This is a genomic window from Leptolyngbya sp. Cla-17 (assembly GCF_016807185.1).
Taxonomy (GTDB): Bacteria; Cyanobacteriota; Cyanobacteriia; order Leptolyngbyales; family Leptolyngbyaceae; genus ULC077BIN1.
Map to the genome: position 1 here is coordinate 134,913 of NZ_JAEVYN010000004.1, position 24,930 is coordinate 159,842.

25 protein-coding genes, 16 tRNA genes and 6 pseudogenes are annotated in these 24,930 nt (G+C 50.1%); 12 read left to right on the forward strand and 35 right to left on the reverse strand.

What is annotated here, in order from left to right; translation table 11 throughout:
• From JOY44_RS27945 to JOY44_RS28035, 19 genes are all read right to left on the reverse strand, one after another.
• Positions 1–77: transfer RNA gene (locus JOY44_RS27945), tRNA-Leu, on the reverse strand.
• Positions 78–129: 52 nt separating this feature from the next.
• Positions 130–201 (reverse strand) — tRNA-Gln (locus JOY44_RS27950).
• Position 202: 1 nt separating this feature from the next.
• Positions 203–278 (reverse strand) — tRNA-Gln (locus JOY44_RS27955).
• A gap of 5 nt (positions 279–283) precedes the next feature.
• Positions 284–358: transfer RNA gene (locus JOY44_RS27960), tRNA-Asn, on the reverse strand.
• A 24-nt stretch (positions 359–382) separates the two neighbouring features.
• A tRNA-Phe gene (locus tag JOY44_RS27965) sits at positions 383–455 on the reverse strand.
• Between the two features lie 3 nt (positions 456–458).
• A tRNA-Ser gene (locus tag JOY44_RS27970) sits at positions 459–545 on the reverse strand.
• A gap of 5 nt (positions 546–550) precedes the next feature.
• A tRNA-Arg gene (locus tag JOY44_RS27975) sits at positions 551–626 on the reverse strand.
• 107 nt (positions 627–733) lie between these two features.
• Positions 734–818, reverse strand: a tRNA-Tyr gene (locus tag JOY44_RS27980).
• A 35-nt stretch (positions 819–853) separates the two neighbouring features.
• Positions 854–930, reverse strand: a tRNA-Glu gene (locus tag JOY44_RS27985).
• A 145-nt stretch (positions 931–1,075) separates the two neighbouring features.
• Positions 1,076–1,146: transfer RNA gene (locus JOY44_RS27990), tRNA-Trp, on the reverse strand.
• 2 nt (positions 1,147–1,148) lie between these two features.
• Positions 1,149–1,223: transfer RNA gene (locus JOY44_RS27995), tRNA-Ile, on the reverse strand.
• A gap of 5 nt (positions 1,224–1,228) precedes the next feature.
• Positions 1,229–1,303: transfer RNA gene (locus tag JOY44_RS28000), tRNA-Cys, on the reverse strand.
• Positions 1,304–1,328: 25 nt separating this feature from the next.
• Positions 1,329–1,410: transfer RNA gene (locus JOY44_RS28005), tRNA-OTHER, on the reverse strand.
• Between the two features lie 5 nt (positions 1,411–1,415).
• Positions 1,416–1,510 (reverse strand) — tRNA-Arg (locus tag JOY44_RS28010).
• A 2-nt stretch (positions 1,511–1,512) separates the two neighbouring features.
• Positions 1,513–1,589: transfer RNA gene (locus JOY44_RS28015), tRNA-Glu, on the reverse strand.
• Positions 1,590–1,651: 62 nt separating this feature from the next.
• A tRNA-Asp gene (locus tag JOY44_RS28020) sits at positions 1,652–1,727 on the reverse strand.
• A 394-nt stretch (positions 1,728–2,121) separates the two neighbouring features.
• A complete protein-coding gene (locus tag JOY44_RS28025) occupies positions 2,122–2,508 on the reverse strand; it encodes an alr0857 family protein (protein WP_171576724.1) in 387 nt (128 codons plus the stop codon).
• A 26-nt stretch (positions 2,509–2,534) separates the two neighbouring features.
• Entirely contained in the window at positions 2,535–3,065 is a 531-nt protein-coding gene (locus JOY44_RS28030) for an HNH endonuclease (RefSeq protein ID WP_171576725.1), read from the reverse strand.
• A 73-nt stretch (positions 3,066–3,138) separates the two neighbouring features.
• Positions 3,139–3,357 carry a hypothetical protein gene (locus tag JOY44_RS28035; RefSeq protein WP_203032204.1) on the reverse strand — a complete coding sequence of 73 codons (219 nt, stop codon included), beginning with the start codon at positions 3,355–3,357 and terminating at the stop codon, positions 3,139–3,141.
• A 98-nt stretch (positions 3,358–3,455) separates the two neighbouring features.
• Here JOY44_RS28035 and JOY44_RS28040 point away from each other — a divergent pair, with 98 nt between their 5' ends.
• Positions 3,456–3,863, forward strand: a complete 408-nt coding sequence (locus JOY44_RS28040) for a hypothetical protein (protein ID WP_171576727.1) — start codon at positions 3,456–3,458, stop codon at positions 3,861–3,863.
• A gap of 56 nt (positions 3,864–3,919) precedes the next feature.
• Here the strand turns inward: JOY44_RS28040 and JOY44_RS28045 are convergent, their stop codons facing one another.
• Together JOY44_RS28045 and JOY44_RS28050 are read right to left on the reverse strand one after the other, a co-directional pair.
• The gene (locus JOY44_RS28045; protein WP_203032205.1) at positions 3,920–4,129 is read right to left on the reverse strand and encodes a hypothetical protein; all 210 of its coding nucleotides are present in this window, start codon (positions 4,127–4,129) and stop codon (positions 3,920–3,922) included.
• 119 nt (positions 4,130–4,248) lie between these two features.
• Positions 4,249–4,428, reverse strand: a pseudogene (locus tag JOY44_RS28050) (hypothetical protein); the annotation flags it as partial.
• 92 nt (positions 4,429–4,520) lie between these two features.
• Here JOY44_RS28050 and JOY44_RS28055 point away from each other — a divergent pair.
• A pseudogene (locus tag JOY44_RS28055) lies at positions 4,521–5,581 on the forward strand (IS630 family transposase).
• Here the strand turns inward: JOY44_RS28055 and JOY44_RS28060 are convergent.
• Positions 5,578–6,342, reverse strand: a complete 765-nt coding sequence (locus tag JOY44_RS28060) for a hypothetical protein (RefSeq protein WP_171576729.1) — start codon at positions 6,340–6,342, stop codon at positions 5,578–5,580. The pseudogene JOY44_RS28055 and the gene JOY44_RS28060 overlap by 4 nt on opposite strands.
• 139 nt (positions 6,343–6,481) lie before the next feature.
• On the opposite strand from JOY44_RS28060, the gene JOY44_RS28065 reads away from it, so the two are divergent.
• Positions 6,482–7,378, forward strand: coding sequence for an ABC transporter substrate-binding protein (locus JOY44_RS28065; protein WP_171576730.1), 897 nt, complete (start codon positions 6,482–6,484; stop codon positions 7,376–7,378).
• Between the two features lie 704 nt (positions 7,379–8,082).
• Here the strand turns inward: JOY44_RS28065 and JOY44_RS31870 are convergent.
• Positions 8,083–8,166 carry a nucleotidyltransferase domain-containing protein gene (locus JOY44_RS31870; RefSeq protein ID WP_242541931.1) on the reverse strand — a complete coding sequence of 28 codons (84 nt, stop codon included), beginning with the start codon at positions 8,164–8,166 and terminating at the stop codon, positions 8,083–8,085.
• 62 nt (positions 8,167–8,228) lie between these two features.
• Positions 8,229–9,479 (reverse strand): saccharopine dehydrogenase family protein, encoded by a 1,251-nt coding sequence (locus tag JOY44_RS28075; protein ID WP_171576731.1) that lies wholly within the window; start codon positions 9,477–9,479, stop codon positions 8,229–8,231.
• Between the two features lie 60 nt (positions 9,480–9,539).
• On the opposite strand from JOY44_RS28075, the gene JOY44_RS28080 reads away from it, so the two are divergent.
• Positions 9,540–10,205 (forward strand): SDR family oxidoreductase, encoded by a 666-nt coding sequence (locus tag JOY44_RS28080; protein WP_171576758.1) that lies wholly within the window; start codon positions 9,540–9,542, stop codon positions 10,203–10,205.
• Positions 10,206–10,214: 9 nt separating this feature from the next.
• Here JOY44_RS28080 and JOY44_RS31875 read toward each other — a convergent pair.
• From JOY44_RS31875 to JOY44_RS28115, 7 genes and pseudogenes are all read right to left on the reverse strand, one after another.
• Positions 10,215–10,761 (reverse strand): annotated as a pseudogene (locus JOY44_RS31875) (hypothetical protein); the annotation flags it as partial.
• A 59-nt stretch (positions 10,762–10,820) separates the two neighbouring features.
• Positions 10,821–11,747 (reverse strand): transposase family protein, encoded by a 927-nt coding sequence (locus JOY44_RS28090; RefSeq protein WP_197985628.1) that lies wholly within the window; start codon positions 11,745–11,747, stop codon positions 10,821–10,823.
• Between the two features lie 62 nt (positions 11,748–11,809).
• Positions 11,810–12,252, reverse strand: a pseudogene (locus JOY44_RS28095) (aldo/keto reductase); the annotation flags it as partial.
• Positions 12,253–12,343: 91 nt separating this feature from the next.
• A complete protein-coding gene (locus JOY44_RS28100; protein WP_171576733.1) occupies positions 12,344–13,177 on the reverse strand; it encodes an aldo/keto reductase in 834 nt (277 codons plus the stop codon).
• Between the two features lie 21 nt (positions 13,178–13,198).
• Positions 13,199–13,654, reverse strand: coding sequence for a DUF4174 domain-containing protein (locus tag JOY44_RS28105; RefSeq protein WP_171576734.1), 456 nt, complete (start codon positions 13,652–13,654; stop codon positions 13,199–13,201).
• Between the two features lie 159 nt (positions 13,655–13,813).
• Positions 13,814–15,292: an alpha/beta hydrolase gene (locus tag JOY44_RS28110; RefSeq protein WP_242541924.1), complete on the reverse strand. Its 1,479-nt coding sequence runs from the start codon at positions 15,290–15,292 to the stop codon at positions 13,814–13,816.
• A gap of 52 nt (positions 15,293–15,344) precedes the next feature.
• Positions 15,345–16,730, reverse strand: coding sequence for a cytochrome P450 (locus tag JOY44_RS28115; protein ID WP_171576760.1), 1,386 nt, complete (start codon positions 16,728–16,730; stop codon positions 15,345–15,347).
• Between the two features lie 166 nt (positions 16,731–16,896).
• On the opposite strand from JOY44_RS28115, the pseudogene JOY44_RS28120 reads away from it, so the two are divergent.
• A pseudogene (locus JOY44_RS28120) lies at positions 16,897–17,109 on the forward strand (CDP-alcohol phosphatidyltransferase family protein); the annotation flags it as partial.
• Positions 17,110–17,137: 28 nt separating this feature from the next.
• On the opposite strand, the gene JOY44_RS33145 reads toward JOY44_RS28120, so the two are convergent.
• Positions 17,138–17,888, reverse strand: a protein-coding gene (locus JOY44_RS33145) for an IS1 family transposase (protein WP_415881097.1) whose coding sequence is annotated in 2 segments (ribosomal slippage) — positions 17,138–17,617 and positions 17,619–17,888 — 750 coding nt in all. Because the reading frame shifts where the segments join, the coding sequence is not laid out codon by codon here.
• A gap of 79 nt (positions 17,889–17,967) precedes the next feature.
• Here JOY44_RS33145 and JOY44_RS28130 point away from each other — a divergent pair.
• The 3 genes and pseudogenes from JOY44_RS28130 to JOY44_RS28140 all read left to right on the forward strand — a co-directional run.
• Positions 17,968–18,090, forward strand: a pseudogene (locus JOY44_RS28130) (CDP-diacylglycerol--glycerol-3-phosphate 3-phosphatidyltransferase); the annotation flags it as partial.
• Positions 18,091–18,144: 54 nt separating this feature from the next.
• Positions 18,145–19,038, forward strand: a complete 894-nt coding sequence (locus tag JOY44_RS28135) for a transposase family protein (RefSeq protein WP_171572443.1) — start codon at positions 18,145–18,147, stop codon at positions 19,036–19,038.
• Between the two features lie 295 nt (positions 19,039–19,333).
• Entirely contained in the window at positions 19,334–19,765 is a 432-nt protein-coding gene (locus tag JOY44_RS28140) for an EVE domain-containing protein (protein WP_171576736.1), read from the forward strand.
• On the opposite strand, the gene JOY44_RS28145 is transcribed toward JOY44_RS28140, so the two are convergent.
• Together JOY44_RS28145 and JOY44_RS28150 are read right to left on the reverse strand one after the other, a co-directional pair.
• The gene (locus JOY44_RS28145; protein WP_171576737.1) at positions 19,748–20,014 is read right to left on the reverse strand and encodes a hypothetical protein; all 267 of its coding nucleotides are present in this window, start codon (positions 20,012–20,014) and stop codon (positions 19,748–19,750) included. The genes JOY44_RS28140 and JOY44_RS28145 overlap by 18 nt on opposite strands.
• A 189-nt stretch (positions 20,015–20,203) precedes the next feature.
• Positions 20,204–21,673 (reverse strand): transglutaminase domain-containing protein, encoded by a 1,470-nt coding sequence (locus JOY44_RS28150; RefSeq protein ID WP_171576738.1) that lies wholly within the window; start codon positions 21,671–21,673, stop codon positions 20,204–20,206.
• A 180-nt stretch (positions 21,674–21,853) separates the two neighbouring features.
• Here JOY44_RS28150 and JOY44_RS28155 point away from each other — a divergent pair, with 180 nt between their 5' ends.
• From JOY44_RS28155 to JOY44_RS28165, 3 genes are all read left to right on the forward strand, one after another.
• A complete protein-coding gene (locus JOY44_RS28155) occupies positions 21,854–22,645 on the forward strand; it encodes a DUF3891 family protein (RefSeq protein WP_171576739.1) in 792 nt (263 codons plus the stop codon).
• Between the two features lie 10 nt (positions 22,646–22,655).
• Positions 22,656–22,808, forward strand: a complete 153-nt coding sequence (locus JOY44_RS28160) for a hypothetical protein (RefSeq protein ID WP_171576740.1) — start codon at positions 22,656–22,658, stop codon at positions 22,806–22,808.
• Positions 22,809–23,006: 198 nt separating this feature from the next.
• Positions 23,007–23,597 carry a class I SAM-dependent methyltransferase gene (locus tag JOY44_RS28165; RefSeq protein WP_171576741.1) on the forward strand — a complete coding sequence of 197 codons (591 nt, stop codon included), beginning with the start codon at positions 23,007–23,009 and terminating at the stop codon, positions 23,595–23,597.
• 161 nt (positions 23,598–23,758) lie between these two features.
• Here JOY44_RS28165 and JOY44_RS28170 read toward each other — a convergent pair.
• Positions 23,759–24,588 (reverse strand): IS5 family transposase gene (locus tag JOY44_RS28170; protein WP_415881144.1). Its coding sequence is split into 2 segments (ribosomal slippage): positions 23,759–24,198 and positions 24,198–24,588, totalling 831 coding nucleotides; the frame shifts between segments, so codons are not numbered across the junction.
• Between the two features lie 58 nt (positions 24,589–24,646).
• Between JOY44_RS28170 and JOY44_RS28175 the strand changes: the two genes are divergently transcribed.
• Entirely contained in the window at positions 24,647–24,823 is a 177-nt protein-coding gene (locus tag JOY44_RS28175) for a hypothetical protein (protein ID WP_171576742.1), read from the forward strand.
• Positions 24,824–24,930: the final 107 nt, after the last annotated feature.

The window sequence follows — 24,930 nt, forward strand, 5'->3', positions numbered from 1 at the left end:
TGGTACTCCTGGTGGGAATCGAACCCACACGTGACTGTTTTTGAGACAGCCGCCTCTTCCGATTGGGCTACAGGAGTGAGAGATGGGAGGAATACAGGGGATTGACCCAGGCGACTGTTTACCTCCCAACTGCCTCGCCAGGATTTGAACCTGGAACTTCGCTTTCAAAGAGCGGGATGTTGCCAGTTACACCACAAGGCATTGGATGCAGGAGTTGGGGTCGAACCAACCTCTCTCTGATTCAGAGTCAGAGCGACTTGCCAATCGTCCATCCTGCAATAAATGGCTGCCCCGGCAGGGATTGAACCTGCGACCGTTCGCTTAACAGGCGATCGCTCCGCCATTGAGCTATGGGGCACTACAATTTCCCTGACCTCAGGGATGGGAACGGCAGGAATCGAACCCGCGTCTCCAGGGCTTCAACCTGGCGCTAAACCCAGCTCAGCTACATTCCCAATTGGCGGAGGCTAAGAGAATCGAACTCTTGACGGTCTCACCCGCAGGCGTTTTCAAGACGCTTTCCTCGTCCATGCCGGACAACCTCCATGAGTGGCGAGAACGGAAGGAGTTGAACCTTCACTCTTCGGTTTCGTAGACCGAGATGTTTGCCGTTACACTACGTTCTCAAAGGCGGAGAGCAGTGGACTCGAACCACAATTGTTCATCCATCTGTTTAGCAAACAGCGCCGATCGCCTGATCGGGTTACTCTCCATCGCATTGCAATCAAACCGTTGGTAGGTCGGGCAGGAGTCGCACCTGCAACGCAAGAAGCGGCTGTTTTACAGACAGTTGCCCCCGCTGATAGGCGAGCCGACCTATGCTTGTTGATTGCTGCTCAAGTCTGAGCAAGTTTGGCAGTGCCGACGGGGGTTAAACCCGCAAACGCAGCATTGAAAGTGCTGTGGCTTTACCGATTTGCCTACGGCACCAAACCTTGAGATTTCTATAGCGTGCAAGTTTGAGAAGCTGTTTTTTCCAACCTCCAAGTTAGCGGAGGTTGTAGGATCTGAACCCACTTCGCTGTTCAGGCGAATGACCATATGTAGGCTTCTCGGATGAGGGCACACCGTAGAACGCACAGACCAGGATTTGAACCCGAACAAAAGGCTTTGGAGACCCTTGTGCTGCCGTTACACCATCTGTGCAATGGTCGCAGTGGTGGGAGTCGAACCCACATAGCCTCAGTTATGAGCTGAGTACCTTGCCGTTAGGTGACACTGCAATAATTGGACTCCAGGGAGAGAATCGAACTCTCGCTAGTTGGTTTTGCAGACCAACGCCTTCCCACTTGGCGACCTGGAGATGTGGTGGAAATGTGGTGGAGATGTGGTGGAGATGTGGGGAATTGAACCCCAATCCTGCAACCGTCCATTTGTTGGTTTCGGAGCAGGTGATGCCAATCCACCCCCACGAGCGAGGATGACAGGGTTTGTAGCTTGCTTCCGCGAAGCGGTACCTGTGGCTACTTGTTTCGGAAACAAGTACTCTGTCCATCTGAGTTACATCCTCATTGGGAGCATCGACGGGAGTTGCACCCGCTTCTCCATGCTTGAGAGGCACGGCGACTTCTCTAGTCGTCCACGATGCTACAAGGCTTTCTAAGTGATGATTTTGTGAGAACCACAAGCAATCATTCATTGAAAGCTAAGGCGGGGATGATGGGATTTGAACCCACGATCTTTCGCTCGACAGGCGACTGCTTTGAACCGGACTAAGCTACACCCCCAAGGTGGCGATTCAGTTTTCAAGGTGCAAGTTGCTGATGAATCAGCAGGAATTAGAAGAAGCAACGCCGTTCCAGGGTATAAGTTTGCTAAAGGTGGCGGAGTGCTTGTGTGCGTTGAATGGAAAATAACGTTCCCTGATTCAATGCGTTGTCTTGAAGTGGCGTGGAAGTGCCAGAAGGATAAGTGGGTAAGAACTCTAAGAACCTCAAGAGACCATTGTTTTTAGTAAGGGAGTGAGTGTTCATTGGATTAGCTCATCTGTGTTTCGTCTCATACTACAAATATAATACAATACACTACAAGGTGTCAAGGGGGTACTACAACTTCTTTGGGACGGGAGAGAACGACTGTTTAAAAAATACTTGTATCGCTCTCTCCCGCTGGATTTGCTCACTATGCCGGAGAGGAAATGTGGGCTTCGCTCATCTGCCACAACTTGTAGATCAAGAACTCGGTGCGATCGCTCATCACCGTCAAGAACATTCCTTCGTGAGCGTCCTTGCTCTCAGCGACCCAGCTACCGCTGAAGTTAACTTCTACAAAATCGTTATCGACAGGAAAGACAGTTGCGGTGGAGTTGCATTCCTGCTGCAACGCTATTTCCAGCCCCTCCAGTGCGGGCAAATCCGAAGGTAATAGAAAGGAAGCACGACTGGGTTCAACATGGATCGATCGCCCTAACCGCACCGCCAGGAGGACTCGCTGGGCAATCAACAGTTCAGGGTTGGTCATGGTCCGCTCCATAAACAGCCCAACATCGGTGTAGTTCAGCTTCAACATCGGTCTTGCCTCCTTCTTGGTTGAGGTCAGGTGTCAACAGGTTGCTGTTCTTTCCAGAACTGTTCAGCAAAGGTGATCGCAGGATGCATCGGTGCTTTGAGTTTGGTTCTGAGCACCATTCCGGTTTCATGCAGGAGGCGATCGCCCTTAGCCGAGTTGCACTTCTCGCAGGCGGTCACCACGTTGTCCCAAGTATGGGTTCCGCCTTTTGAGCGGGGAATGACGTGATCCAGCGTCAGATGCTTGGTACTGCCACAGTACTGACAGGCGTGGTTGTCGCGGCGAAAGACTTCCCGACGATTAACTGGAGGCACTTTCCAATGCCGCTCTGGATTGCCGCTGGTCAAACGAATGTGGTCTGGAATTTGTAGTACGACACTGGGCGAGCGTACTTCCCATTGCTGGCTGCTGCTAAACTCTAGAGTCTCTGCCTGTCCGGTAACCAGAAGCACGATCGCCCGTTTAAGGTTGATTCGCGCCAGGGGCAGGTAGTTCTTAGAAAACACCACCACCTGGTTCTGAAGTATTGGAATTTTCTGTCGCTGCTCGGTCTGCATGAGTTTCTCCTCAAAAAATAACCCCCGCCTCTGAGCACCAGGAGCGGGGGTTGGGAAGTGGCTATGGGTTTCCCTATGTCGGTGTCAGGATTGCCCTGCACCTCCCGCTGCTAGTCAGTTGATCCGGATTGAGTCGTCCGGCGATGTTGCTATCAATGCTTTCACTGACGGATTTACCGCCGCTAAACCGATACGTCCCCTCAAACGCGAACAGCGCCGCTGCTCTGCCTAGACTGTATTGAGGTCGGCACTGCATGGCGCTGGCTAAGGTGGCGTGAAGGATGCGTATCATGGAAGGCTGTAGTATTTGTATTACAAATCCGAATGTTTACATACTACATTTGTAGTATCAGATTGTCCACCCTTGATTGAAATTTAGGATGTTCGGTTATGGATACACGCAAACGGGGTAGCACTTCGGAAATGCAGGTCACGAGTATCCGACTGGAACCGGAACTGAAAGAGCGATTGCGAGAAATCTCTGGAGAGCAGGGGTATCAAACCCTCATCCGAGATGTACTCTGGCGGTTTGTAGAACGACAGGCGAGACTAGACGAGTTACTGCATGATGGAAATTGGCAATTACCCCAAAAGGAGAACGGCTTCGCATTGCCCTCCTATCCCTCGATGTTTTTCATATCAGATATTCGAGCGAAGTTTAGGGCAGTTGCCCAGCAAGAACAGCGATGCGCCATTACGGGTCAACTGATCCGTCCACAGCAACCTATGTGGTTGGGATTGACAATGACTGGAAATATGGTTCCTCTGAGTTTTGAAATGACTGATGATGGAGAGTGAGGCGATCGCCCATAACCCGCACAATTACCCGATCGCGCTGGTTGGTCGTTGCTGTCTCAAGCTTCACCGTCAAGGCAGAATTGGATCAAACTCACACAGTCGGTCTGAAACACTGGCTTAACGGTCTTGCGATTGAGCCACTCGTTGGGAGCGTGAACATGACCACTTTCACACCCATAGGCATTGACGATAGAAATCCCCAACCGACTAATCACATTGCCAACACTGCCTGCACCATTCGCAACCAAAGGCAGATCCTGATCCATAATGTTGCTTCCTGAAGCTGCTCTGTAATGGGCTGCATTTTGCCGCGAAATTTGCACAAATGCCCTTTGCGTCCATGTTTTTTGATCATCAATGGCTTGGGTTCATGCAACCATTGTCAGGTAAGGATAACCCAGCACAGAACTAATGAGAGTAATGCTAGGAGCTTGCTCAGTCGCTCCCCATCCGTTAGATGAGTCGATTCTAGGCAAAACCCACGCGTTTTGAACATGCCGAATAATGTTTCATAGGGCTTCGCCCCGCCACAGGCGTACGACCAGCGTTTGGCGTAATCGGTGATGGCAGATTTAGGAGCACTTTAGGTTGCAAACACCAAGAGTGATATGAAATCCGGGTGTAAACTTACTGCATAAAGTTAGCCTAGAAAGTCCTATGCCCAAACGCCTAACCCTTGAGCCTCATCTCAGTTGTGAAGAATTGGAGGAGCGGTATCGTCAAGCGAAAGAGGGGATCGAACGTAGTCAGTACCAAATTCTGTGGCTACTGGCGAAGGACAAGCGGACGGCAGAGGTGCGCGAGGTGACAGGGTATTCGTTGCGCTGGATACGGGTGATAGCCAATCGCTACAATCGAAAGGGAGAAGCAAGTGTGGGGGATGGTCGGCAGCACAATTGTGGAGCCGAACCTTTACTCGATGAAGTTCAACAAGCCCAACTCCTGCAAGCGATTGCAACGCCTACGACTGAAAACGGCTTGTGGAATGGACGCAAGGTTGCCGATTGGATGAGTCGAGTGCTCGAGCGTCCAGTGTCGCCTCAGCGAGGGTGGGAATACCTCAAGCAGATGGAGTTTCGCCTGCGAGTGCCGCGCCCTGAGCATCAGCAGCAAGACCCGCAAGAACAGGAAGCCTGGAAAAAAAACTGCCCGTGCGAGTAGAGCAGTTGCGTCAGCAGTATCCTCAGGCAGAGATTCAACTCTGGGCAATGGATGAACATCGAATCGGTCTCAAGCCCGTGCTGCGGCGCATCTGGGTGCCTTGGTGGGAAAACCCAATTGCTAAAGTGCAGTGGCGTTATGAGTGGGTCTGGGTCTACGGTTTTGTTCATCCTGCCTCCGGCGAGACGTACTGGTGGATCATGCCCAAAGTCAACATCGACTTGTTCAATCGAGTCTTAGCAGATTTTGCTCAGCATTTTGGATTGGGTCAGCACAAACATGTTTTATTGAGCGTTGACCAAGCGGGTTGGCACACGAGTGACAAGGTAGTATTACCCGAAGGTTTGCACCTGGAATTTCTCCCCCCCTATTCACCTGAGTTACAGCCCGCAGAACGCCTGTGGTCAATTTTGGATGAACCGATTGTAAATCGTATCTTTGAGAAGATTGAAGACCTTGAACAAGTACTCTGTGACCGCTGCTGTGCACTGCTTAAACAGCACGAATTTATTCGAGGTCTGACTCATTTTCACTGGTGGCAGGAAGCTAATGCTTAACGATAACTACTTAGCCGGATTTCATATGAATTGTCCTCTAAGCGCAACGCCACAATATAGACCCAATGTTCCCATAAACGTCGTTTGTGACGCAAAATCTTGGTTTGACCCACCGCTAAATCACCAAAGGCAAGCTTGACTTTGAGACTACCTCGACCATCGCTCAGTTTATGATTCTCTCGAATGCGAATCCGAAAGGGTGTCAGTGGATCATGCAGCAGATACTCAAACCAGTCTTTGCCCACCAACTCCCGGTCAGCCGTCAGACAAGTGATTTCCTGTTCACCGAATCGTTCTAGTAACTGGTTGAATAACCGCATGCGTTCATCACTGTTAGAGTTGCCTCGCTTGTCGAGCAGACACCAAACTAGGGGAAAGGCAACGCCCTCATGAACGACCCCGAGCATCAGGATGTTGAAAACACAATCGCCGAAGCGCCACTCCGCTCGATCCAACGATAGGGTCCAAGGCTCTGGAATATCCATCAGAACAACAACGGTTTGCGCAATCTCAGTGTAATTGAGTTCGTAGGAGCGGAAGAAATGTTGCAGACGTTTGTAGTGTGAATCGATTTGTGTCTTACCGCTGAAGCCTGTAGCCAACTCGGAAAAGTTCACCGTTTTCACCTGCAACAGAGCAATGAGAAACGCAGCCAAAAAGCTTAATCTTGCTCCATGCCAGGCTAAGCGAGGGCGCAAAGCATCTCGAAGTAGAGTAACCTGATTCATGAGGGTTTTATGGACGAATGTGGTAATTCTCATGAAACCCTCTTCTACTCACTTTTCACAAGCTTTTGTCCTGTACTTAGGGCTTAGTCATAGGTTCTACGAGGTCAGGGGTTTGGAAGACGGTAAGCTTTAGAAATACAATTTCGATCTTATAAATTTAAGTTGGCGGCTAATGGCTAAGTTAAGCTTGGGATTGGAATGGTTTTTGAATCCAGACCATGTGCCTCTGCTGGTAGGGTTGAAGCAGGGATGGTTTGCAGATCTAGATATCGATTTGGAATTAGTTGAACCATCCGAACACATTGATGCGATCGTCCAGATCCAGGACGGAACGCTCGATATTGCCATTACGGAGCCAGTGCATCTGGTTGAAGATCGCAGTAACGGTCATCCGGTCATTGGTTGGGCACGGTTTTTACACACCAATGGTGGGGTCATGTACTTTGCAGGGCAAGGGATTGAGCGCCCCAAAGATATGTTGGGCAAGCGATTGCAATACCCCGGCGCACCCTCAGCTTTAGGAAAGGCGATCGCTAAAACGATGATCGAGGCGGATGGCGGTCAGTTCACCGATGATGCTATCACCTCCGTAGACAATGGTTTCTTCCACACAGACGCACTCATTGACAACAAAGCAGACTGTGCAACGCTAGCGTTCTACAACTTTGAAGTTATTGAAGCTCGGCTTCGGGGCTATGATGCTCAGTTTTTCGCCCTTAAGGATTGGGGCATTCCAGATTTCTGTCAACTCATTTTCATCACGACTCCAGAGTTATTGCAACAGCGACGGCAAGAACTCCAGGCTTTCCTAAAGGTATTCCGACGAGGCATTGACTTCATCCATCAGCAGCCCGAAGCGGCACAGGCAATTTATAACCAGCACACAGGAGCCTACGCTGACGATGCGATCGGGCGAGCCATCTATCAGGCAACCGTTCCCTGTTTCACTTATGACTTTACGATGACTACTGACTACTATGACCAACTACAGACCTGGATGCACCATACCGGGCAGATTGCCAACTGCTTACCCGTCACCACCTATTGGACTAACTCACTCGCCCTATAGAAGGGCAATTTTCAGAGACATCTGATTTTATGCTGCTGACTGGCGATTGCGAATTCAAGGAAGCCTAAAACCCTTTTGCATCAATGGCTTCAGTGACCGAAATTCTGCGCAACTCATTTGCAAGCGTCTAAAAAGGGCAATTTTCGCCTGAGGAACTATCCTACCCCTAGAGAATAATTTTGCGTAACTCATTTGCTCTTAGGGTTGATGGGGGTGTGCAAGTTCTAAAAAACTTGAAGTTGCTGCTGTGTAACGGTTTCAGCCTTTAGGAGAAAGCGCAAGTCGTTTGGAAATGGCGCAATATAATGTGCTCAGTCACAACTGGAGCGATCAGGTTTGTACGATGGCTGTTGTCCAGTTCAGAGGCGAGGCGATTCAGAGCAAGGAGATCCGGTAGGTTCTCTGGCTGGTAATAAAGCCCTAGATCTATAGCTGTCGCCGGGTGTGTTAGGACAGATTGGTGATGAACATCAACACCCGTGAGCTTTGTGAATTGACCCTTGTCCTAAGTCTTCCGTCCGTTGCTATATCCCTCTTGAATCACTTTCGGAAAAGCAAATTTAATCAAAAATGCTGAAGCTTCTATACGGCTTGAGTCTTAGCATACGCAGCTTATTTCCGATATTTCAAAACATTTGACAATGAAGCGTATATACCAGACAGCAGTCGGTGAAAGACTTTCAGCGTTTTGCCTGGATTTTACTTTAACTAGAGTGACATATGAGGGATATATCTGACTTGGGGGTATGGTTGCCTCTTGCCCTTGAGCCTCCCAAAGCGATCGCCACAATCCCTTCAACCGACTACAAGCAATCGACAATGTGATGAGTGAACTGGGGCAATTGCTCATTCATGACGACGAGTTCATCTCTATCGTCATCCCAGCCCGACGCAATCGTTCTGCCAAAACATCCCCCAATCCGGTTGCTGGTGTAAGAATACCTCCCCGTGTTTGACCACCGGGCAACTCATCCGTTTGCAGAGCCAGACTCAAGGCAGCTTCACACACAAATTTGACCGTTGCCCGGTTGCCAGGGTCACCCTGATCTCGAATCAGCCCCCGCATCTTGCGTCCATCCACAGCAGTGCCCACCAGTTCACAGGAGAACCAGCCTTCGTTCATGGTTTGCTCAGAGGGTCCGCTACCCGGTTGAGGCAGAATGGGTTGCACGAGCGATCGCACCTGCGGCTGTTTCAAAGCTCCCGTAAATAAGGCGAGTCCTGCGGTAACACCCGTTGCTTTTAGCCACGCCAATGGCTCATCAAACTTGAGATACTCCTGATAGGTGAAACCGGGTCCATAGGGTTCCTGCCATTCCTCATGCAATGCAGAACTGCGGCGGACGATGCGAGTATTGACAGGTCCCATGAAAAAGGGCGCAATCCAGGTGTTGAGGTTGCAATCAAAGGATGGTATTTGCGGGTCACGATCGCGTTCAGCTTTGCCGTCGCGCAGAGAATCGTTCTGAGCTTGAATCTGAGATGTGGACGGATTGAGCAGGAAAGGTTCATTCATCTGCGCTACCCCTGCTGAATTGTAGAGATTGAGAGCAGAGGCTAGGGTGCCGCCGTTAAAACCACCGGACATCTGAAAATAGGCATTCACTTGCTGGCAGGGCATCCCCCATTCTCGTTGTAGATGACGGATAACCAGGTAGGTGCCGAGATCTGAGGGGACAGAATCAAAGCCACAGCAGGGAATAATGCGAGTGCCATCTGCTGCTGCTTGAGCATGATAGCGATCAATCAGCGTTCTGACCCAAGGTGTTTCTCCAGTGATGTCTACATAATGCGTCTTGAAGCGAACACAGGCATCCACTAAGGCATTGCCATAAAGAGCAAACGGTCCGGCAGTAGTCAGTAGCACTCGTGTTTGAGAGACGATCGCGTCGATCGCCGATTGATCTTGGCTATCGGCAACCAGCACATCCACGGTTACACCAACTGCGTCCCGAACGGCTTCTAACTTTTGACGGTTTCGTCCCGCGATCGCCCACCGCATTGGTTTAGAGGAGACATGGTTGGCAAAATATTGCACCGTCTGCTTGCCAACGAAACCACTGGCACCGTAAAGAACGACATCATAGGGGCGATCGGACATGACCGAATCACTCCTGATAATAGAGATACACTGGTACTCTAACGAATGATTGAAGTTTTCATGGCAACTTACTTGATTACGGGTGCCAATCGAGGCATTGGTTACGAATACTGCCGTCAACTGCAAGCGCGGGGAGAGACCGTCATTGCGGTTTGTCGTAGTGCCTCCCAGGAATTGCAGCAGCTAGGCATACAAGTGGAGGAGGGGATTGACATTACCTCCGATGCTTCAGTGGCAGATTTGCAAAGTCGCTTGGGGGAGAGGGCAATTGATGTGTTGATTAACAATGCGGGTATCATTCAGCGGGTGACGATGGAGAACCTTGACTTTGACAGCATTCGAGAACAGTTTGAGATCAACGCTTTGGGTGCTTTACGGATGACTCATGCACTTCTGCCCAATCTCAAATCAGGCTCTAAAATTGTGCTAATGACTAGTCGGATGGGGTCGATCGCCGACAATACTTCTGGCAGTTCCTACGGCTACCGCATGTCGAAGGTGGCATTGTCGATGGCGGGTAAATCATTGGCTCACGATCTGAAACCGCGCGGGATTGCCGTGGCAATTCTCCATCCCGGTTTAGTGCAAACTCGTATGACAAACTTTATAGCAAATGGCATTACGCCAGAGGAGTCTGTTAAGGGATTACTGGCTCGGATTGACCAGTTAACGCTGGAGAACACAGGCACCTTCTGGCACGCCAATGGTGAAGTGCTGCCGTGGTGAGGTTAGAGCTTACGTCCAACTCCGAAAGAAGGTGTTTTCCTGCCAAGTCGTTGCAGTGCGTTGCTCGATCGCTGCCATTTCAGATTTCACCAATGGCTTAAAGTCACGGGCAACGGTGACATGTGTTCCAGTTGAGCCACCGTTGCAGCCGCAATGACACAGCAATGCACGCCTGGTAGCGACAAGGTGTAGCCCATTGCCAGATGCATTCCCGCTAATGCCCCAGAGTTAAATAGCCGTCCATAAGCGGGCACCTTCATCGCCACGACTCCGACCCGACGTGCCCCAGCTACAGGTAGAACGGTTGAAGCAAACGGACGGGGATGATGTTTGTCAGCCGCATTAAAAGCAACCAGGATGATATCGAAGGGATAGCGTCCCAACCCAGCGGCAATCACCGCAGGGTCATGATGTCCGGTAGTGCTGCCAAACCCACAAGCTTCTGTCTCTTTGCCTCTTCCAACGCATGGATGGCTCCCGCTTTACTCAAAATGGTGTCGAGTTCTTGGGTGAACGAGACATGATGCAGTTGCCACAGGTTTAAGTAATAGACATTATTGGAAATAGCGAAGCACTAGAAAGCACGACAAGAGAGTACTTCTAGCAATTTTAAGCTTAGGCGGTTTTGAGTTGAGGATGGGTGAGTTGACGATGAGTGAGCCGAAAGTTGTGCAGTCCGCAGGCAGTTTCCATCACATCATCCGCATAATAGCCAGTTCGGTTGCGAAACTTGTGTGCCACAATGTTGCAGCGTTTGATGCCACTGATTTGATGTTCTATTTCGACTCGTTCGCTGGAAATCTCCCGGTTGTGGTGTTTATCTTGGTCGCTTAACTGCTGGTTTCGAGGCTTTTTCTTCGGTTGTCTAATCGTCACTCCAGGGGGTGCAAACCCTTGAAACCCTCTGTCTTGCCACAAGGTACTGCCGGGTGGAAACTGGTATTCCTCGCCGTCACAAATGGCTTTGTCATGCACACTGCCACAGTAGGTGTCGCTTAAAAACACAACCTTTCCCCCCCGCTCACTGATGATATTGTTGGTCATCGTATGACGCTTCTTTTTGCCACTGTAATAATCCTGCTGGCGCTCTGGGTCTTTTGGCCGATTCATCGGGCGCTCAGTGCCGTCGATGATGAACTCCAAACTGGGACACTCCCTTAACACCGCTTCTAGCCGTGCGGGTTCTCGCTCCGGTAATTGTTTCTCATAGCCCAATGCTTGATTCAATATTCGGCTCAACTTGTGAATCCATTCCCAGGCTTGGGTTTGTCCAATCCCAAACAAAAACCCTTGCACCGTTTGGGTGGGATACACTCGGAAGTACACCAAAATAAATAACAGTTTGTCTGCACTGCTGGACACCTCAGCGTGTCGTCCTCCCCCATAGCGACGGGCACGAGGTCGCTTAATGTATTCCCGTTCGATATATTCTTGCCATGCCACCTCAAAGCTTTCCAGCAATTGCTCAAATTCCGCAGGCTTTAATCCCGTGAGACTTTGCAACACGTAGGGCTTACCTTGAACTTTGCTATAGCTCAACATCGCTGGTTCCGTTCGACTTGCGTTATCTTTTTCGCATCCTATTCTATTTCCGATTAAGTCTAATCAGTCTTAAGGCGCTTGAGCAATCGCTCCAAGTCTCGCCAAGCACCATCGCGATCGCGAGCATCGGTTTTGCTGGCAAGAAAAATCCGCTGACGATGAGCGGGTAACACTTTGCCCAAGTAGTCTTCACTGGGACCGTAATTGGCGGCGGTATCAAAGTAGCGAATGCCCAACGCCAAGGCTCGTTCAACTATGGAAACGGCAGCAGCCTCCAAGTTCTGCCGTGATAGCGGCGTTTGACCAGCACCCCCTAATCCCAGAATCAGAACCTTGATGCCGCGGTCTGTCCCAATTCCCGCTCTGGCATAGAACCGGAGGGCGGAGTTTGAGCGGAGTTGGCAGAACCACCCGTCGAGTTCTCTCTGAGGGCATGCCTGCCGACAATGCCGCCTGCGATCGCGAAACTTGTGGCTAAAAAAGTGCGCCGAGTTTGGGGGGGCATGAGCTGCTGAAATACGCCCATTCACAAACGGTTGTGTCTAAGCTAACGTAGCTACAACCAAATAGGCATTAACACTAGGGTCGTTGAAGCATCACAACATTTCTAGTGGAACAGGTTTAGTGGGTGGTGGAAAAGCCGCATTCAGGGCTGCCAGTTCTTCAGCAGTCAATTTCAAATCCAGGGCAGCGCGGTTTTGCTCTACATGCTCAATGCGGCTGGACTTGGGAATTACGATTACATCTTTTTGATGTAATAACCAGGCGATCGCAACCTGAGCCGCTGTCACTCCACGATTTTGAGCGACCGCCTTGAGCGTCTGATTGTTCAGCAACCGTCCTTGCTCAATGGGGGAATACGCCATAATCGGAATCCCTTGCTGCCGACACCAGGGTAACAAGTTCAACTCAATTCCCCGTCGCATCAGGTTGTAGAGTACCTGATTTGTGGCAATCGTGTTCCCACCCTTCAAATGGATTGCTTCCTGCATATCTTCAGTATCAAAATTACTCACCCCATAGCTGCGGATTTTTCCCGCCTGCCGAAGGGTTTGAAAAGCGTCCAATGTCTCTGCTAGAGGCACAGAACCACGCCAATGCAGCAGGTAGAGATCCAGGTAGTCCGTTTGCAGCCGTTTGAGACTGCGTTCACAGGCGGCAATTGCTCCTTTTTTAGAGGCGTTATGCGGGTAGACTTTGCTGACCAAAAAGACTTCAGAACGGCGATTAGCGATCGCCGGGGCAATCACCTCTTCGGCTCCACCTTCTCCATACATTTCGGCAGTATCAATCAAAGAGAGTCCCAGATCCAAGCCGTGACGCAAGGCATTAATTTCAGTCTGTCGATTGCTGGCATTCTCGCCCATTCTCCAGGTGCCCATGCCAAGCACAGGAACGGTTTGTCCAGAGTGTAGTTGCAGCGATCGCATGAGCGTCATCCTTCCGTTAGGTTACTGTCGGGAGCGCATTTCTTGCTGACGCATTGGCATCGCGTCAATCGTACGAAATAGCACAGCCACATCAACAGGAGTTTGACTCCGTTGTTTTTCTGTCCCATCTTTACCAATTAAAATCACCGCAAACTCCTCAACGGGAACACCAAATTGTTGTCTGAGCCTCTCTACTGATGCTGCGCTGAGGAATTTCCCATCAACTCGACTCTCTCCTGTTCCCAACACTTCCACCAACTTGAGGTCGCGCTCGTTTACATTGGCTCGATCCGCTTGCCACATTTGTACTTGTTGTTGGTAAACAGGTATACGCTTTGAAGGCGCGAAGATCAGCACAGTCCGATGCTGCCATTGGTAGTCACTCAATTTGAATTCAACCATCTGCAAACGACCAGAAGTTGAATCAACACTGGTTGTTGAGAGTCCAGAACAAGCAGGGACAGGTGAATCACTCATTGAGATGGGAGGCTGAGGGTAGGCACAGCCCTGTAGCAAGGACAAAAGAACAACAGGTACAGTGAAAGACTGCATTGAGGCACGGAAATAACTTTCTTACTGTAACCAAATCGCTGCAAGAGGGACTGGTTCCCAAGGGAGAATTTGAGAGTACACAGGTCAGGCAGAAAGAGGAAAACCTGCTGCCAGCAGCCAACCGAAAAATAGAGCAGAGCCGATCGCATAAACCCCTGCTCGATTCAATAAACCTGCCACCAGAGACAAGATCCCCATCAGTGGCGGAAATAGTGGCAAGAGCAAAAACATGAATCCCAGTTGAGGTAAAAAGTTGAGCGTCAACACGAAGCCGCCAATCAAAACGACGCTCTGTCCCAGCCACCAGAGAATGCGTTTGCCAACCCCAATATTCTGCTGCACGATTCCCGCTGCTAAGAACCAGGGGAAACAGGCGATCGCCAGCGGTAACCATAGCCTCAACCGAATCGGAATCAGCCACCACTGTAGCCAGACCACCTGAGCCATTGCGCCAAAGGCAACCCAGAGGATGACAAACAGGGCAATCCCTAACCCAACAGCGCGAAGGGTCGGACGCGGCAGATGGGCAAGCACTCCTAGCCAGGTTGAGCCTGCAATCAGAAACCAGACTCCAACTGCCCCACCCACTTGCACTCCGCCCAAATCTTCAATTCTGTAGTTCTGGCTGAGCAGCACCAGCCCAACTACGGCTACCAGAGGTGCCAGGAGCAAGCCTGTCCAACGCCGAATCGCAGCAATGCTGACGGTTGATTCTTGGGAGACTGTCATCAGGGGAGCGAGTGCCGCTAATCCCAGCAGCCAGCCCAGCAGATGTAAACCATACCACCCCATACGACGGTCGCGATAGCGTTGACTTGTCAAATCGACATAGTTACTTTCATGGGTTCTACCAAACGTCGCATCGAGCCAGCTCAAGGCTGCTTGATGGCTGCGATCGCTAAACAGAATGGTGATATGTTCCACACCGGGGATAATAACGAGTTTTCGCCCCCGACCCGCTGCTAGATTGGCATTTTCTCCGCCTGCTTGGGCGAGAACTCGTTGAGCATTCGCCACGAACCTGCCCTCACCACTGCCTGCCTGTAGCTGAAGATTGCGCGGAGTTTGCGGTGTCACGTTGGCTCCCGTGGGAGACACGGCAACGGTTGCAGCAAAGCGGTTGGTATCAACAATCGCTTCACTCATCACGATGCCGCTGCCCATCGAGTGCCCCAACAGCGCCAATCGAGTCGGGTCAACTTCGGGTTGTTCCAGCAGCGATCTCATCGCCAGTTCAAGTGCTCGGCGCGTCTCATACTGTTTCAGCGGAGTAGGATTTGCGCCATGTCCATCAAAATCCCACAGCATGACGGCATAGCCTGCGTGAGCCAGTACGTGTCCATAGCCCAGCATCAACTGTTTGGAACCTGCAAACCCATGAGCAACCAACACACCTGGGACTGCCTTTGCCCCTTGAGGAGCCAGGTAAAGTAAGGGGATGCCCTCTCGCTGAAGCAATCGCACCTCTAACCCCGATCGGGCGACAGCAATTCCAAACCAAGATAAGACAATCAGCAGGATTGCCAATACCAATAGCCCCAAGCGTCGATACTTCAACTTCATAAGCTTTAGTTAATGTCCAAACATTATCTACTGGTGTAGTGCAAAACGCAGTTCAGTCACTCACGACAGGATGACGAATCCCAATCACCTTCATACGGAGATGATTGGATGGGGCAACGGTGATGCCGCGGCGAATTGGGCGAATCAGTCTGGAATCGACTAGTGAGAACTCTAACCTGGATAGAACCTTAAACAGCACCAGCTTCATTTCAAATAGGGCAAAGGCAGCACCAATACAGCGGCGATCGCCTCCACCGAAGGGCAAATACTCGTAGGGCGAGTACTGCCGCTCCAGAAAACGTTCGGGTCTAAACTGCTTCGGCTCTGGATACACAGACTCACGATGATGAGCCAAATAGATTGATGGCATGATCACTGTTCCTGGTTCCAACGGGTAGCCTGCAATCTCAATGGGCTGCTTGACCACACGTGGAAAGGCACTGAGCGCAATCGGGTACAGGCGTAGTGTTTCCTGGCAAACGGCGTGCAGGTAGGGTAACCGAGCGATCGCAGTCGGGTCAGCATCACTGTCAAAAGCATCGATTTCTGACAGTAGTTTGGTTTGCACATCTGGCAAGGAGACAATCCAGTACAGCGCCCAGGCTAAGGCAGAAGCAGTCGTTTCATGTCCAGCAAATAACAGGGTAATCAGTTCGTCCCGCAACTCCACATCACTCATGGGCTGCCCTTCGACATCACGGGCTGCCATCAACAGTGCCAGGATGTCCGATCGCTCAAGATTAGATTGATTTCGGCGATCGGCGATCTCAGCATAGAGTAGGTCATCCACCTGCTGTCGCCGTTGCAAAAACCGTCCCCAGGGACTCCATCCCCAATCTTTCTGCAAAAACGGATAGAACAAAAACATGGCACCCAACGGAGAGCCAAATCCATCTAGCATCTGGCTCATTGCTTGGCATAATTGCTCACACCGTTCCCCTCCTTCCAATCCAAAAACGGCTTGCAAAATTACCTGGAGGGAAATGGATTGCATCACCGGACGCACTGCAAAGGTTGTGCCAACCTTCCACGAACGGATGATTTCGGTTGTAATAGACCCAATTACTTGAGCGTAGGAACGCATCCGATCACCGTGGAAAGGAGGCATCAAAAGCTGCCGCTGCCGCTGGTGTGCGGCTCCCTCCAGCAACACAATCCCGCGCTCCCCAATCAGTTCTTTGAGGATCTGGTTGCCTCGTCCGGCGCTTAACTGCTCAGGCTTTGCCGTGAAAATGGCTTCCAACGCTTGGGGGCTGCTGAAATAAACCAGGGCAGGTTTTGCATCAGGCTGCGACACACGGTAATTATCTCCATAAGCTCGACAGCGTGCCTGGATCGTTTCCAGGGGTTGAAACAAGAAGCGCAATCCCCACAGGCGACGCTGCCAGATGGAGGTTTTGGGAGGACCGTTGAGCGATCGAGGAACGGTATTTACCATGATTCGTGCAAGGTCATCAGGGCGACGGGGCAAGCAACAGCCTTATCTTCTAGGGTATGATCACGCGATGATTTGTGGGCATTTTCCGATGACGAATGATGACCTTCCATTCCCGTAGTTACCCCGAAAGGGGGTGTAGTTACGTTTCATCAATTATGAAAACATCATGCTGAAATGGACGACTATCCCCTGGCTTCTAGTTGGACTCCGGTTCCTGCTTGCTCCCTTCCTGCTGCTCGATGCCCTGGATGGCAAAACGGATATTGGCTTCGTGGTGGGCTATACAATCGCTGTGCTTTCTGACATTTTTGACGGCGTGATTGCTCGTAAACTTGGCAGTAGCACCGTGGGGCTAAGACAGGCAGATAGCTGGGCAGACGGTAATGGACTAGACCTGTGGAATAAATCTAAACATTTAAGCCAAACTCATAGCGGTTGATGAACAATCCAATGACGACATCATGCAACCAGATGGATTTGGAAAAGCAAATGGTTTTGCGAGCCAACCGTTTAATTCGGGTGCGTAAGGTCAGATGCTTGCGCTCAATCTTCTGAGTATGGCGTTTACCCACCCTGTGTAGACTTGGATCGAGGTGTCTTTCATAAGCACCCCAAGCATCGGTGTAGAACTGCATAATCCCAAAGGGTTCTAACAACGCTTTGAGTGCCAAGAAAGCACTGTCTTGATGATGAGACAACACATACGCCAACACTTCACCCGTCTGATGGTCAATGGCGTGCCACAACCACCGTTGCTGTTTCTTTGAACCGACGTAACTCCACATTTCGTCAGCTTCAGCCTCCAGATCTTCCCACTGGCACAGTTTCACTATCGTTTGAGTCGGTTCAAGTTCTGCCAAACGAGCTTCATTGATTGCTTTGAGGTGACGGTCTTTTTTTTAGCGTTTCAATCACCGTTGTGCGGCTAATCTTGAGAACACGGGCGGTATCTCGAATCCCACTCCCGTTGACTGCCATATCTGCAATTTGCCGTTTCACTTCTGGGAGGTATCCACGATACCGATAGTCGCGAATAAAAGTAGAGCGAGAACATTGGGAGTTGCGACATTTGTAGCGTTGCTTGCCTTCACCTGATTGACCATGCTTGACGACATCGTTACTTCCGCAGGTTGGGCAAAGAATCGGTTCAAGCACCATATTCAAGTCTCCAGACAACTACCCTTTTGATTGTTACCTGTTTCTACAGGTCTAGTCCACTACCGATGTTGTGATGCAATTTCAAATGCCCTTACTGTGGGCGATCGCTCCCCAAGTAACGCTTTTTGCAACCAGCCTGATTAAATTTGGTAAGTTTCCCAGCTTTCATACCTACACCGCAAAGGTTTGGGGCATTTCTCTCTTTAGACTTGTTTGGGAATAAGGCGAAATAGCAAGTTAGTGATTAGATAGGATAATGCTGAACATCGAACGGGCATTGAAGCAAGACCGACTGCTCCGGGCAATGATTGGGTTGAACCGGAAAGCGTTTGATGCGCTCTTGCCACCGTTCAGTGGGGTCTATGAGCAAATACAACTTCAACAACCTCGCCAACGTGCTCTGGGAGGTGGACGTAAAGCTCGGTTACGCACGTTTCGGGACAAATTGTTTTATATCCTGTTCTACTTCAAAAGCTACCCTACGTTTGATTTGGCAGGACTGTTATTTGAGATTGACCGCGCCCAAGCGCACTACTGGATGCATCGTTTACAACCGATTCTCGAGGCTACCCTGGGTGAAAAGCTGGCATTGCCAGAACGCAAACTGACGAGCGTTGAGGCGTTTGTTGAGCGATTTCCTGGTGTGAAGCGAGTCATGGTGGATGGCACCGAACGTCCCATTGCCCGTCCTCAAAACCCGGAAGCACAAAAGCTGAATTACTCCGGTAAAAAGAAACGGCATACTCGTAAACATCTCGCAGCCGTAGACCAAGGCAAGCGGGTATTGGTGTTAAGCAAGGCACGGGAAGGGAAACTGCATGATAAAAAGTTCCACGACGAAGACGACATCGTGGGCGGTGTGCCCGATGAGATTCCCGTTGAACTGGATTTGGGGTTTCTCGGAGTTCAGAAGCAGTATGACAACATTCGCATTCCGCATAAAAAAACGAGGGGAGGCGAATTAACCCCAGAGCAAAAGGCTGACAATCGAGCTTTGAGTCAATCGCGTGTCGTTTGTGAGAATGCCTTTGCTGGGGTCAAACGTTATGGTGCAGTCAGTGCGGTTTATCGTAATCGCATTGAGGCGTTTGACGATCATTTAATGTTGACTGCGGCTGGATTATGGAATTTCTACTTGATGGCAGCATGAAAACTACTTTAGAAACCAAGAAAGTCAGAATTTTAACTGAACTCTAAGCTATTTCCCAACAACTCTTTTGTTGCTGTCGTTGGATTATTTGGGTTCAGCCAACCGATGTTCCTCTGGGGCGCGATCGTTTTTTGCTGGGTCAACAGTTTGGAAGAGATTGTGATGACTCTGGTTCTACCCGAATGGCAGCATGACGTTTTGAGTCTGGCACATGCCCTCAAACTGGCATCTCAGACCAACGAGAGTATTGTGGAGTAAATGGTAAGTCCAACTTGCAGAAGCGGCATAAACCGACATGGCATACTGGTTGTTTCAAGCCAACCCTAAATACAGCCAAATTCTGACCAGCATTCGAGAATTGTTAGTTCTCTACTGGCTCGTCACGCGGTACAACGATGAAATTACAGTTGACGACCAAGTCCTGATTTGGATTGCCGGAAAGCAAGCGGGAATTTATGCGATCGCTCGTGTGCTTGAACTACCTCAATTCCTGGATCGTCCACCAGATCTCGCCTACTGGACAACACCCATGCGAGCGATCGGCAGGTTTTATACTCCGGTCGAGTTCACTCAAAAACTTCTGGATGCACCGCTGCTAAAGTCCTGGCTCCAACACGACCCAGTTTTGCGAAAGTTGCCAGTGCTTCGGACTCCCCGGAGTACAAATTTTGAAGTGACCCAGGAACAATGGCAAAGAGTTGAAGCGTTGCTACAACGGCAATACTAACCAGGTACACGCCAAAACACCCAGAAGGGACACCCCCAAAAACAACTCCCGCTGCTCATGCCAGGTGTTCCGCAGTCCGTTCACGAAATACCTGAAAGATTCTTTGCGAGCTTGCCCCAGTTCTGCCATCAGCACCTTTACTTGAGCATCGACTTCTTCAAGGGATACCTCTCCCCGTTGATAAGCCGCATCCAGTTGGTTCAACTTGCGCCAATAGGTGCTCGTCGCCTCTAATAAATTTGAACCCATGACAGAAATCTCTCTTTGTTAACCTTTGTAACAAGTCTAACGAAGTAAGTTCCTGACTGAGTTCTGTTGAGAGGTAGAAGCAGCAGCGTCAATAGTTAGAAATTGCCTCACTTCTACATCAACACAAGAGCAAAAATCTCCATGACTTCTCTAAAAAAGTACTCCTGTTGTAGTTCAACGGGGCGATCGCTACCCTTTGTTAAATTCCAGTTGTCCAACATACTCATATTGTCCATACTGCTGATCGCCGCTAAATAATTGCACCTCGTAAGTTCCAGTACCAGGTAAAGCACAGGACAACTGGGGCTGTTGACTCGTCTGCTGGGCGCAGTGTTGGGATTGCCCACTCCCTTTGACTCCATAACTTGCCATCAACCAGCGCTGCCCAGAATTTTCTAGTTGAATCACCGCGTTGCTCCGAATGTCCGTTTGCGATCGCGTCGGTGAAATTAATTTCAACCCCTGAGCAAAGAAGTTGGGACGCAGCATCGGTTGCCGCAGGAAATCACCACGAGTTATAGGTTGGGATAGAAGCTGCCAAGCGGCATCATCGGGGAAATGGCTGACAATCATGACTTCTGACGGTGGAAACAGGTAGCTAGTGCCATATTTTTTCGTGAAACCGGAGGCATTCACGTAGCCGCTGTCCCAGGTGGCATCGATCAAGTACCAATTTCCTTCAATCTTCGCCGCATTCCAAGCATGACCACTACCATTCAGGTCGCTGATCTGACTGCGAGAATCACCGACCACATACACAATCTCTTCCCCGATCGCCTGCCCCAAAGCTTCTAACAACTTGGCATATCCAGCACAGACCGCTTTGCGGGTGCGAAAGGTGGTTTCCGCATCCTGGGGTGGACGAGGAACTTGTCCGAAGAAAGCCGGAGCATCATAGGCAATGCGATCGGCAACGTAATCGTGTAATGCTTTCACTCGTAGAAACGGATCTTTTTCCTGTTGAGAGATGTATTGGGCAACCGCTGCGATACTGGTTTCAACACCTGGTGGCATTCGAGCAACCGCAGGATGAATACTTGCATCAACTGACCACAGGTTTGCCCGACGGGTTGTAGAGGGGATTGGAGCAGGTTGTGATGTAGGCTGCGGTTGTGGAGAAGTTTGACTGCTTGAGGTTGGCTGTGGAGAGGGTTGAACTTCAGGCTGGGGAGTCGGGCGAATATCTCTGGTGTCGGCATACTGCGTGTAGGGATTCTGATGAACTGCCAGATACAACCACTCTAGTCCGTTTGCCAATTTGAACAGCGATCGCCGTACCAGTTCAATTTGGGGTCCCTGTCTGCCATCCAATATCCAGTCGCCCCGCGTTGAAAGGGCTAGAAATGAGGTTTGGGGACGTAGTGCCAGCAGGCAAACCAAAAAAATTAGGTTGAGCAATAGGGTTCGCAGAATGATGCGATCGCCCCAAGTTAAAGTACGTGGCTTCAACTTGCGCCGTTTTCTACCCCATAAATCCCAGGCGATCGGCAGCAGGGGAAACAGGAGAATGCCGGAGAGGACTGCCAACCAGGTTGGACCATTTGTATACGCCACCAGGGAGGATGCTAACCACACACCCAGGACAGGGGTGAGAAAAACCAACAGGGTTAATAGTCCTTTAATCAGCAGAATGGGGAGGTCAAGGAGGAGGAAACGCATAAGATCAAAAAGAATCGCTTACCTGACTTAAAGAGTGCCCAATCGTGTGAGCCGGAGTTTAAGGTTTGGTGGAAGGGGGAATTTCAAGTATAAATACATAGTTCTACCCCTTAGCATGAGGATGTTCGTTTTACTGACGGCTAGAGTTTGAACAGAAGCGTTGTTTAAATAGGCGCAACCATGTTGTATCGGCTGCTGGGCGAAAATCGAATTTGTATTACTCAACCCACCCATGCCTGGGTTTCGGGACAAATGGCTCACGTGTGGGGGAATGAAATGTTTGGCGCGATCGCACCTTACGAAGCTGTCTGTTTAGGGGCAGAACAGCATGATATCGGTTGGATACCTTGGGAATCTGCTCCAACACTTAATCCTGATACAGGCTATCCCCATAGCTTCAATGAGGTCGCACCGGAAGTTCACACCCAACTCTGGGCAGGGGCAAAACAATTGGCAATGCCAATGGGACGGTACGTGGCACTGCTGGTCTCCTTGCATGGCACAGGGCTGTACGAGCGGTTTACGCATTGGCAGCGATCGTCCGACTCAAGACGAATTGTCGAAGCCTTTTTGCAACAAGAGAAGGAATTTCAGGGGCAGTTGATCCAGCGCTTAGAACAAGACTCTGTTTACGCACCCTATGTCACACCAGAGTCAATTTTCCGAAATCAACGCCTTGTAGCGACGCTGGACGCACTGTCTCTCACCATTTGTATGGGCATAACCGAACTACGACAGTTTGTGGAAGTACCAGCCGCAAGGGAGGCAATAACTTTAACGTTGTCACCGATTGATGGTGATCCAACACGGCTATTGGTGGCACCCTGGTGCTTTCAAACTAATGAAGTGACGGTTGTGTTTGAAGGGCGAATCTTAGGGAAGAAATTTACGGATGAGCAAATGATGCGCGATTTCCTTGCGACTGCTCCCTGGGTGACTTTTACTGCAATGCTTTATCCAGCAGAGAGATAGAAGTAAAACGATGCTACAAATTTCCAATTTGGTCGTAATTCCAGAACGAGATGATTTTGCCCATCAACTTTACTATCAAGATTCCGATTTTCAGGTCGTCGATCGCGTGGTTGAGTTAGTCCAGCAACGAGGTGCGGCTTCGGCTCAAATTGCATTGGCGTAGTTGCTCCATTAACCTGGAGTTACGGCTCCAGGTTAATGGAGCAAGTAAGATGAATCCTTTGGAGGATGCCCTGGCATCTCTGGAGATTGAGCTAACCTAAGCGGAGTGTCAACGATTAGAGAGGAATCTTACCAACCTCATGCTGTACCAGGACATCGCTAAAATGGACAAATGCTGTAAATCTTTAACAGAGTAACAATGACGGCACGAGAATTTCCAAACTGGGAAGCGCTTTATCAGGAGAAATCCGTTGAAACCATGCCCTGGTTCAACCCAGACTTAGATCCGGATGTTGAGGAAGCTCTCATTGTCCTTGATCTGAACAGTGGCACCCTACTGGATTTGGGAACCGGACCCGGAACTCAGGCGATCGCGTTAGCCGAGCGAGGCTTTCAGGTAATTGCCACAGATTTGTCAGAAACAGCCATTCGTCAGGCAGCCGAGAAAGGGCTAGAAATATCGTTCCGCCAAGATGACATTCTTAACAGTCATCTTGATCGGTCGTTTGACCTGATTTTGGATAGAGGTTGCTTTCATGGTCTGCTACCACAGCGCAGAGACAACTATGTGCAGACCGTCGCGAACCTGTTGAAACCAAAGAAATACTTGTTGTTGAAATGCTTTAGCCAGCAGCAACCAGGGGAGCAAGGTCCGTATCGGTTTACTCCAGAAGAAATTCAGCAGATATTTACACAGCGATTTCATCTAAGATCAGTTGCCCAAACCGTCTACCAAGGCACCCTCGATCCCCTTCTTAAAGCGCTCTTTTGCATTCTAGAAAAGCGGTGATTTTATGATGCACCGCCTTCAATCGCAGCACATTCTTGAAGCATTCCAGGCTTTTCTAAGCACGACGCTTGCAGCCAAATTGCAACAGCACAGTCAAGCAGAGGGAGAAATCGGTTCTGGACTTGTTTGACCAAACTGCTGCACTAGAACTCTTGCGTGAATCAAGAAGAGAGCGAAAGTTCACAGTTGATGATCGCCACAATCAGGTTGAAGCGCAACCCGAAGCGCTTGCGTCGATTTCGATACCGTTCAGCGAGAATCCGAAAAATCTTGAGCTTCCGATTCACATGCTCAGCGACCACTCGTAATCGGGCTAGAGTGCGGTTGTGCTGCCGCTCGGCTTTGCTCAGTTTGCCTTTACGGGGCTTTTTGGTTGGAGTGCAACTACAGGGATGTAGCTTTGCCATACCCTGATAGCCTCTGTCCGCTAAACACAACTGCTCCGGCAGCATCGGCAGGCGATGGAGCTTGAACAAGCGAAAGTCATGGACTTGCCCTTTGCCAAAGGCTGTGCAGATAATCTGTCCAGTCGCTTGATTGACTACCACTTGAGCTTTTAGGGTATGCCGCTTTTTCTTGCCGCTGTAGTAGCCTCGCTGTTTTTTTGGGGACGCTCAATGGGGCTTTCAGTCACATCCACTGCCACTACGCTCCAAGTACTGGCATTCTGGTAGAGTTGCTTTTTGCCGGGTAGCCGAAACTGGTCTGAATTGGTCAATAATCCTTCCACCTTTTGAATCAATCGACATACGGCTGACTCGCTCATCCCCCACGTGGTGGCGATATGAAACTGTGTCCGGTATTCTCGCCAGTATTCAAGTACGACCAACAATTGGTCTTCTACGCTTAATTTGCACTGTCCACCCCGTTTTCCCCTGCGGTCAAGATCGGGACGCAATATTGCTACCATCTGCTCAAACGTTTCAAGGTGAACCCCACATCGACGTTTGAAAGCTCCGGGTTTAAGTTGGCTAAGTTGCTCGTAGGTCATAATATCCTCCTCCTTGACCTAGTTCTAGCTGCTTACATACATTCACGCAAGAGGTCTAATGGTTCCTGCCTATGCAGCATTTCTGTGCACTCAAGGGATTGATCCGGCTGCTGTTCAAACGATCGCAGATTTTCAGCGCCTTCCCCTGACTACTAAAGACAATTACCTGCGGCAACACCCGTTAGCGCAGGTATGTCGTCAAGGGCAACTAGAGGACTGCGACATGAAATCCTAACTTTGTCTGAGCCTCATCATATTCCAGATAATGGTTATTATCCGGAATATCATCAAGATGAGATTTTGAACTGCCCACCCCGAACACCTGTTGAATCGGCGATCGCT

Excerpts from the sequence above, each read along its gene's own strand:
- JOY44_RS28045 (WP_203032205.1), bottom strand. The coding sequence starts at position 4,129 with ATGGATCAGGATCTGCCTTTGGTTGCGAATGGTGCAGGCAGTGTTGGC.
- JOY44_RS28075 (WP_171576731.1), bottom strand. The coding sequence starts at position 9,479 with ATGTCCGATCGCCCCTATGATGTCGTTCTTTACGGTGCCAGTGGTTTC.
- JOY44_RS28100 (WP_171576733.1), bottom strand. The coding sequence starts at position 13,177 with ATGCGATCGCTGCAACTACACTCTGGACAAACCGTTCCTGTGCTTGGC.
- JOY44_RS28160 (WP_171576740.1), top strand. The coding sequence starts at position 22,656 with ATGCTACAAATTTCCAATTTGGTCGTAATTCCAGAACGAGATGATTTT.
- JOY44_RS28115 (WP_171576760.1), bottom strand. The coding sequence starts at position 16,730 with ATGGTAAATACCGTTCCTCGATCGCTCAACGGTCCTCCCAAAACCTCC.
- JOY44_RS28040 (WP_171576727.1), top strand. The coding sequence starts at position 3,456 with ATGGATACACGCAAACGGGGTAGCACTTCGGAAATGCAGGTCACGAGT.
- JOY44_RS28025 (WP_171576724.1), bottom strand. The coding sequence starts at position 2,508 with ATGTTGAAGCTGAACTACACCGATGTTGGGCTGTTTATGGAGCGGACC.
- JOY44_RS28140 (WP_171576736.1), top strand. The coding sequence starts at position 19,334 with ATGGCATACTGGTTGTTTCAAGCCAACCCTAAATACAGCCAAATTCTG.
- JOY44_RS28030 (WP_171576725.1), bottom strand. The coding sequence starts at position 3,065 with ATGCAGACCGAGCAGCGACAGAAAATTCCAATACTTCAGAACCAGGTG.
- JOY44_RS28150 (WP_171576738.1), bottom strand. The coding sequence starts at position 21,673 with ATGCGTTTCCTCCTCCTTGACCTCCCCATTCTGCTGATTAAAGGACTA.
- JOY44_RS28105 (WP_171576734.1), bottom strand. The coding sequence starts at position 13,654 with ATGAGTGATTCACCTGTCCCTGCTTGTTCTGGACTCTCAACAACCAGT.
- JOY44_RS28155 (WP_171576739.1), top strand. The coding sequence starts at position 21,854 with ATGTTGTATCGGCTGCTGGGCGAAAATCGAATTTGTATTACTCAACCC.
- JOY44_RS28035 (WP_203032204.1), bottom strand. The coding sequence starts at position 3,357 with ATGATACGCATCCTTCACGCCACCTTAGCCAGCGCCATGCAGTGCCGA.
- JOY44_RS28175 (WP_171576742.1), top strand. The coding sequence starts at position 24,647 with ATGGTTCCTGCCTATGCAGCATTTCTGTGCACTCAAGGGATTGATCCG.
- JOY44_RS28110 (WP_242541924.1), bottom strand. The coding sequence starts at position 15,292 with ATGAAGTTGAAGTATCGACGCTTGGGGCTATTGGTATTGGCAATCCTG.
- JOY44_RS28065 (WP_171576730.1), top strand. The coding sequence starts at position 6,482 with ATGGCTAAGTTAAGCTTGGGATTGGAATGGTTTTTGAATCCAGACCAT.
- JOY44_RS28090 (WP_197985628.1), bottom strand. The coding sequence starts at position 11,747 with ATGTTGAGCTATAGCAAAGTTCAAGGTAAGCCCTACGTGTTGCAAAGT.
- JOY44_RS28145 (WP_171576737.1), bottom strand. The coding sequence starts at position 20,014 with ATGGGTTCAAATTTATTAGAGGCGACGAGCACCTATTGGCGCAAGTTG.
- JOY44_RS28165 (WP_171576741.1), top strand. The coding sequence starts at position 23,007 with ATGACGGCACGAGAATTTCCAAACTGGGAAGCGCTTTATCAGGAGAAA.
- JOY44_RS28080 (WP_171576758.1), top strand. The coding sequence starts at position 9,540 with ATGGCAACTTACTTGATTACGGGTGCCAATCGAGGCATTGGTTACGAA.
- JOY44_RS28135 (WP_171572443.1), top strand. The coding sequence starts at position 18,145 with ATGCTGAACATCGAACGGGCATTGAAGCAAGACCGACTGCTCCGGGCA.
- JOY44_RS28060 (WP_171576729.1), bottom strand. The coding sequence starts at position 6,342 with ATGAGAATTACCACATTCGTCCATAAAACCCTCATGAATCAGGTTACT.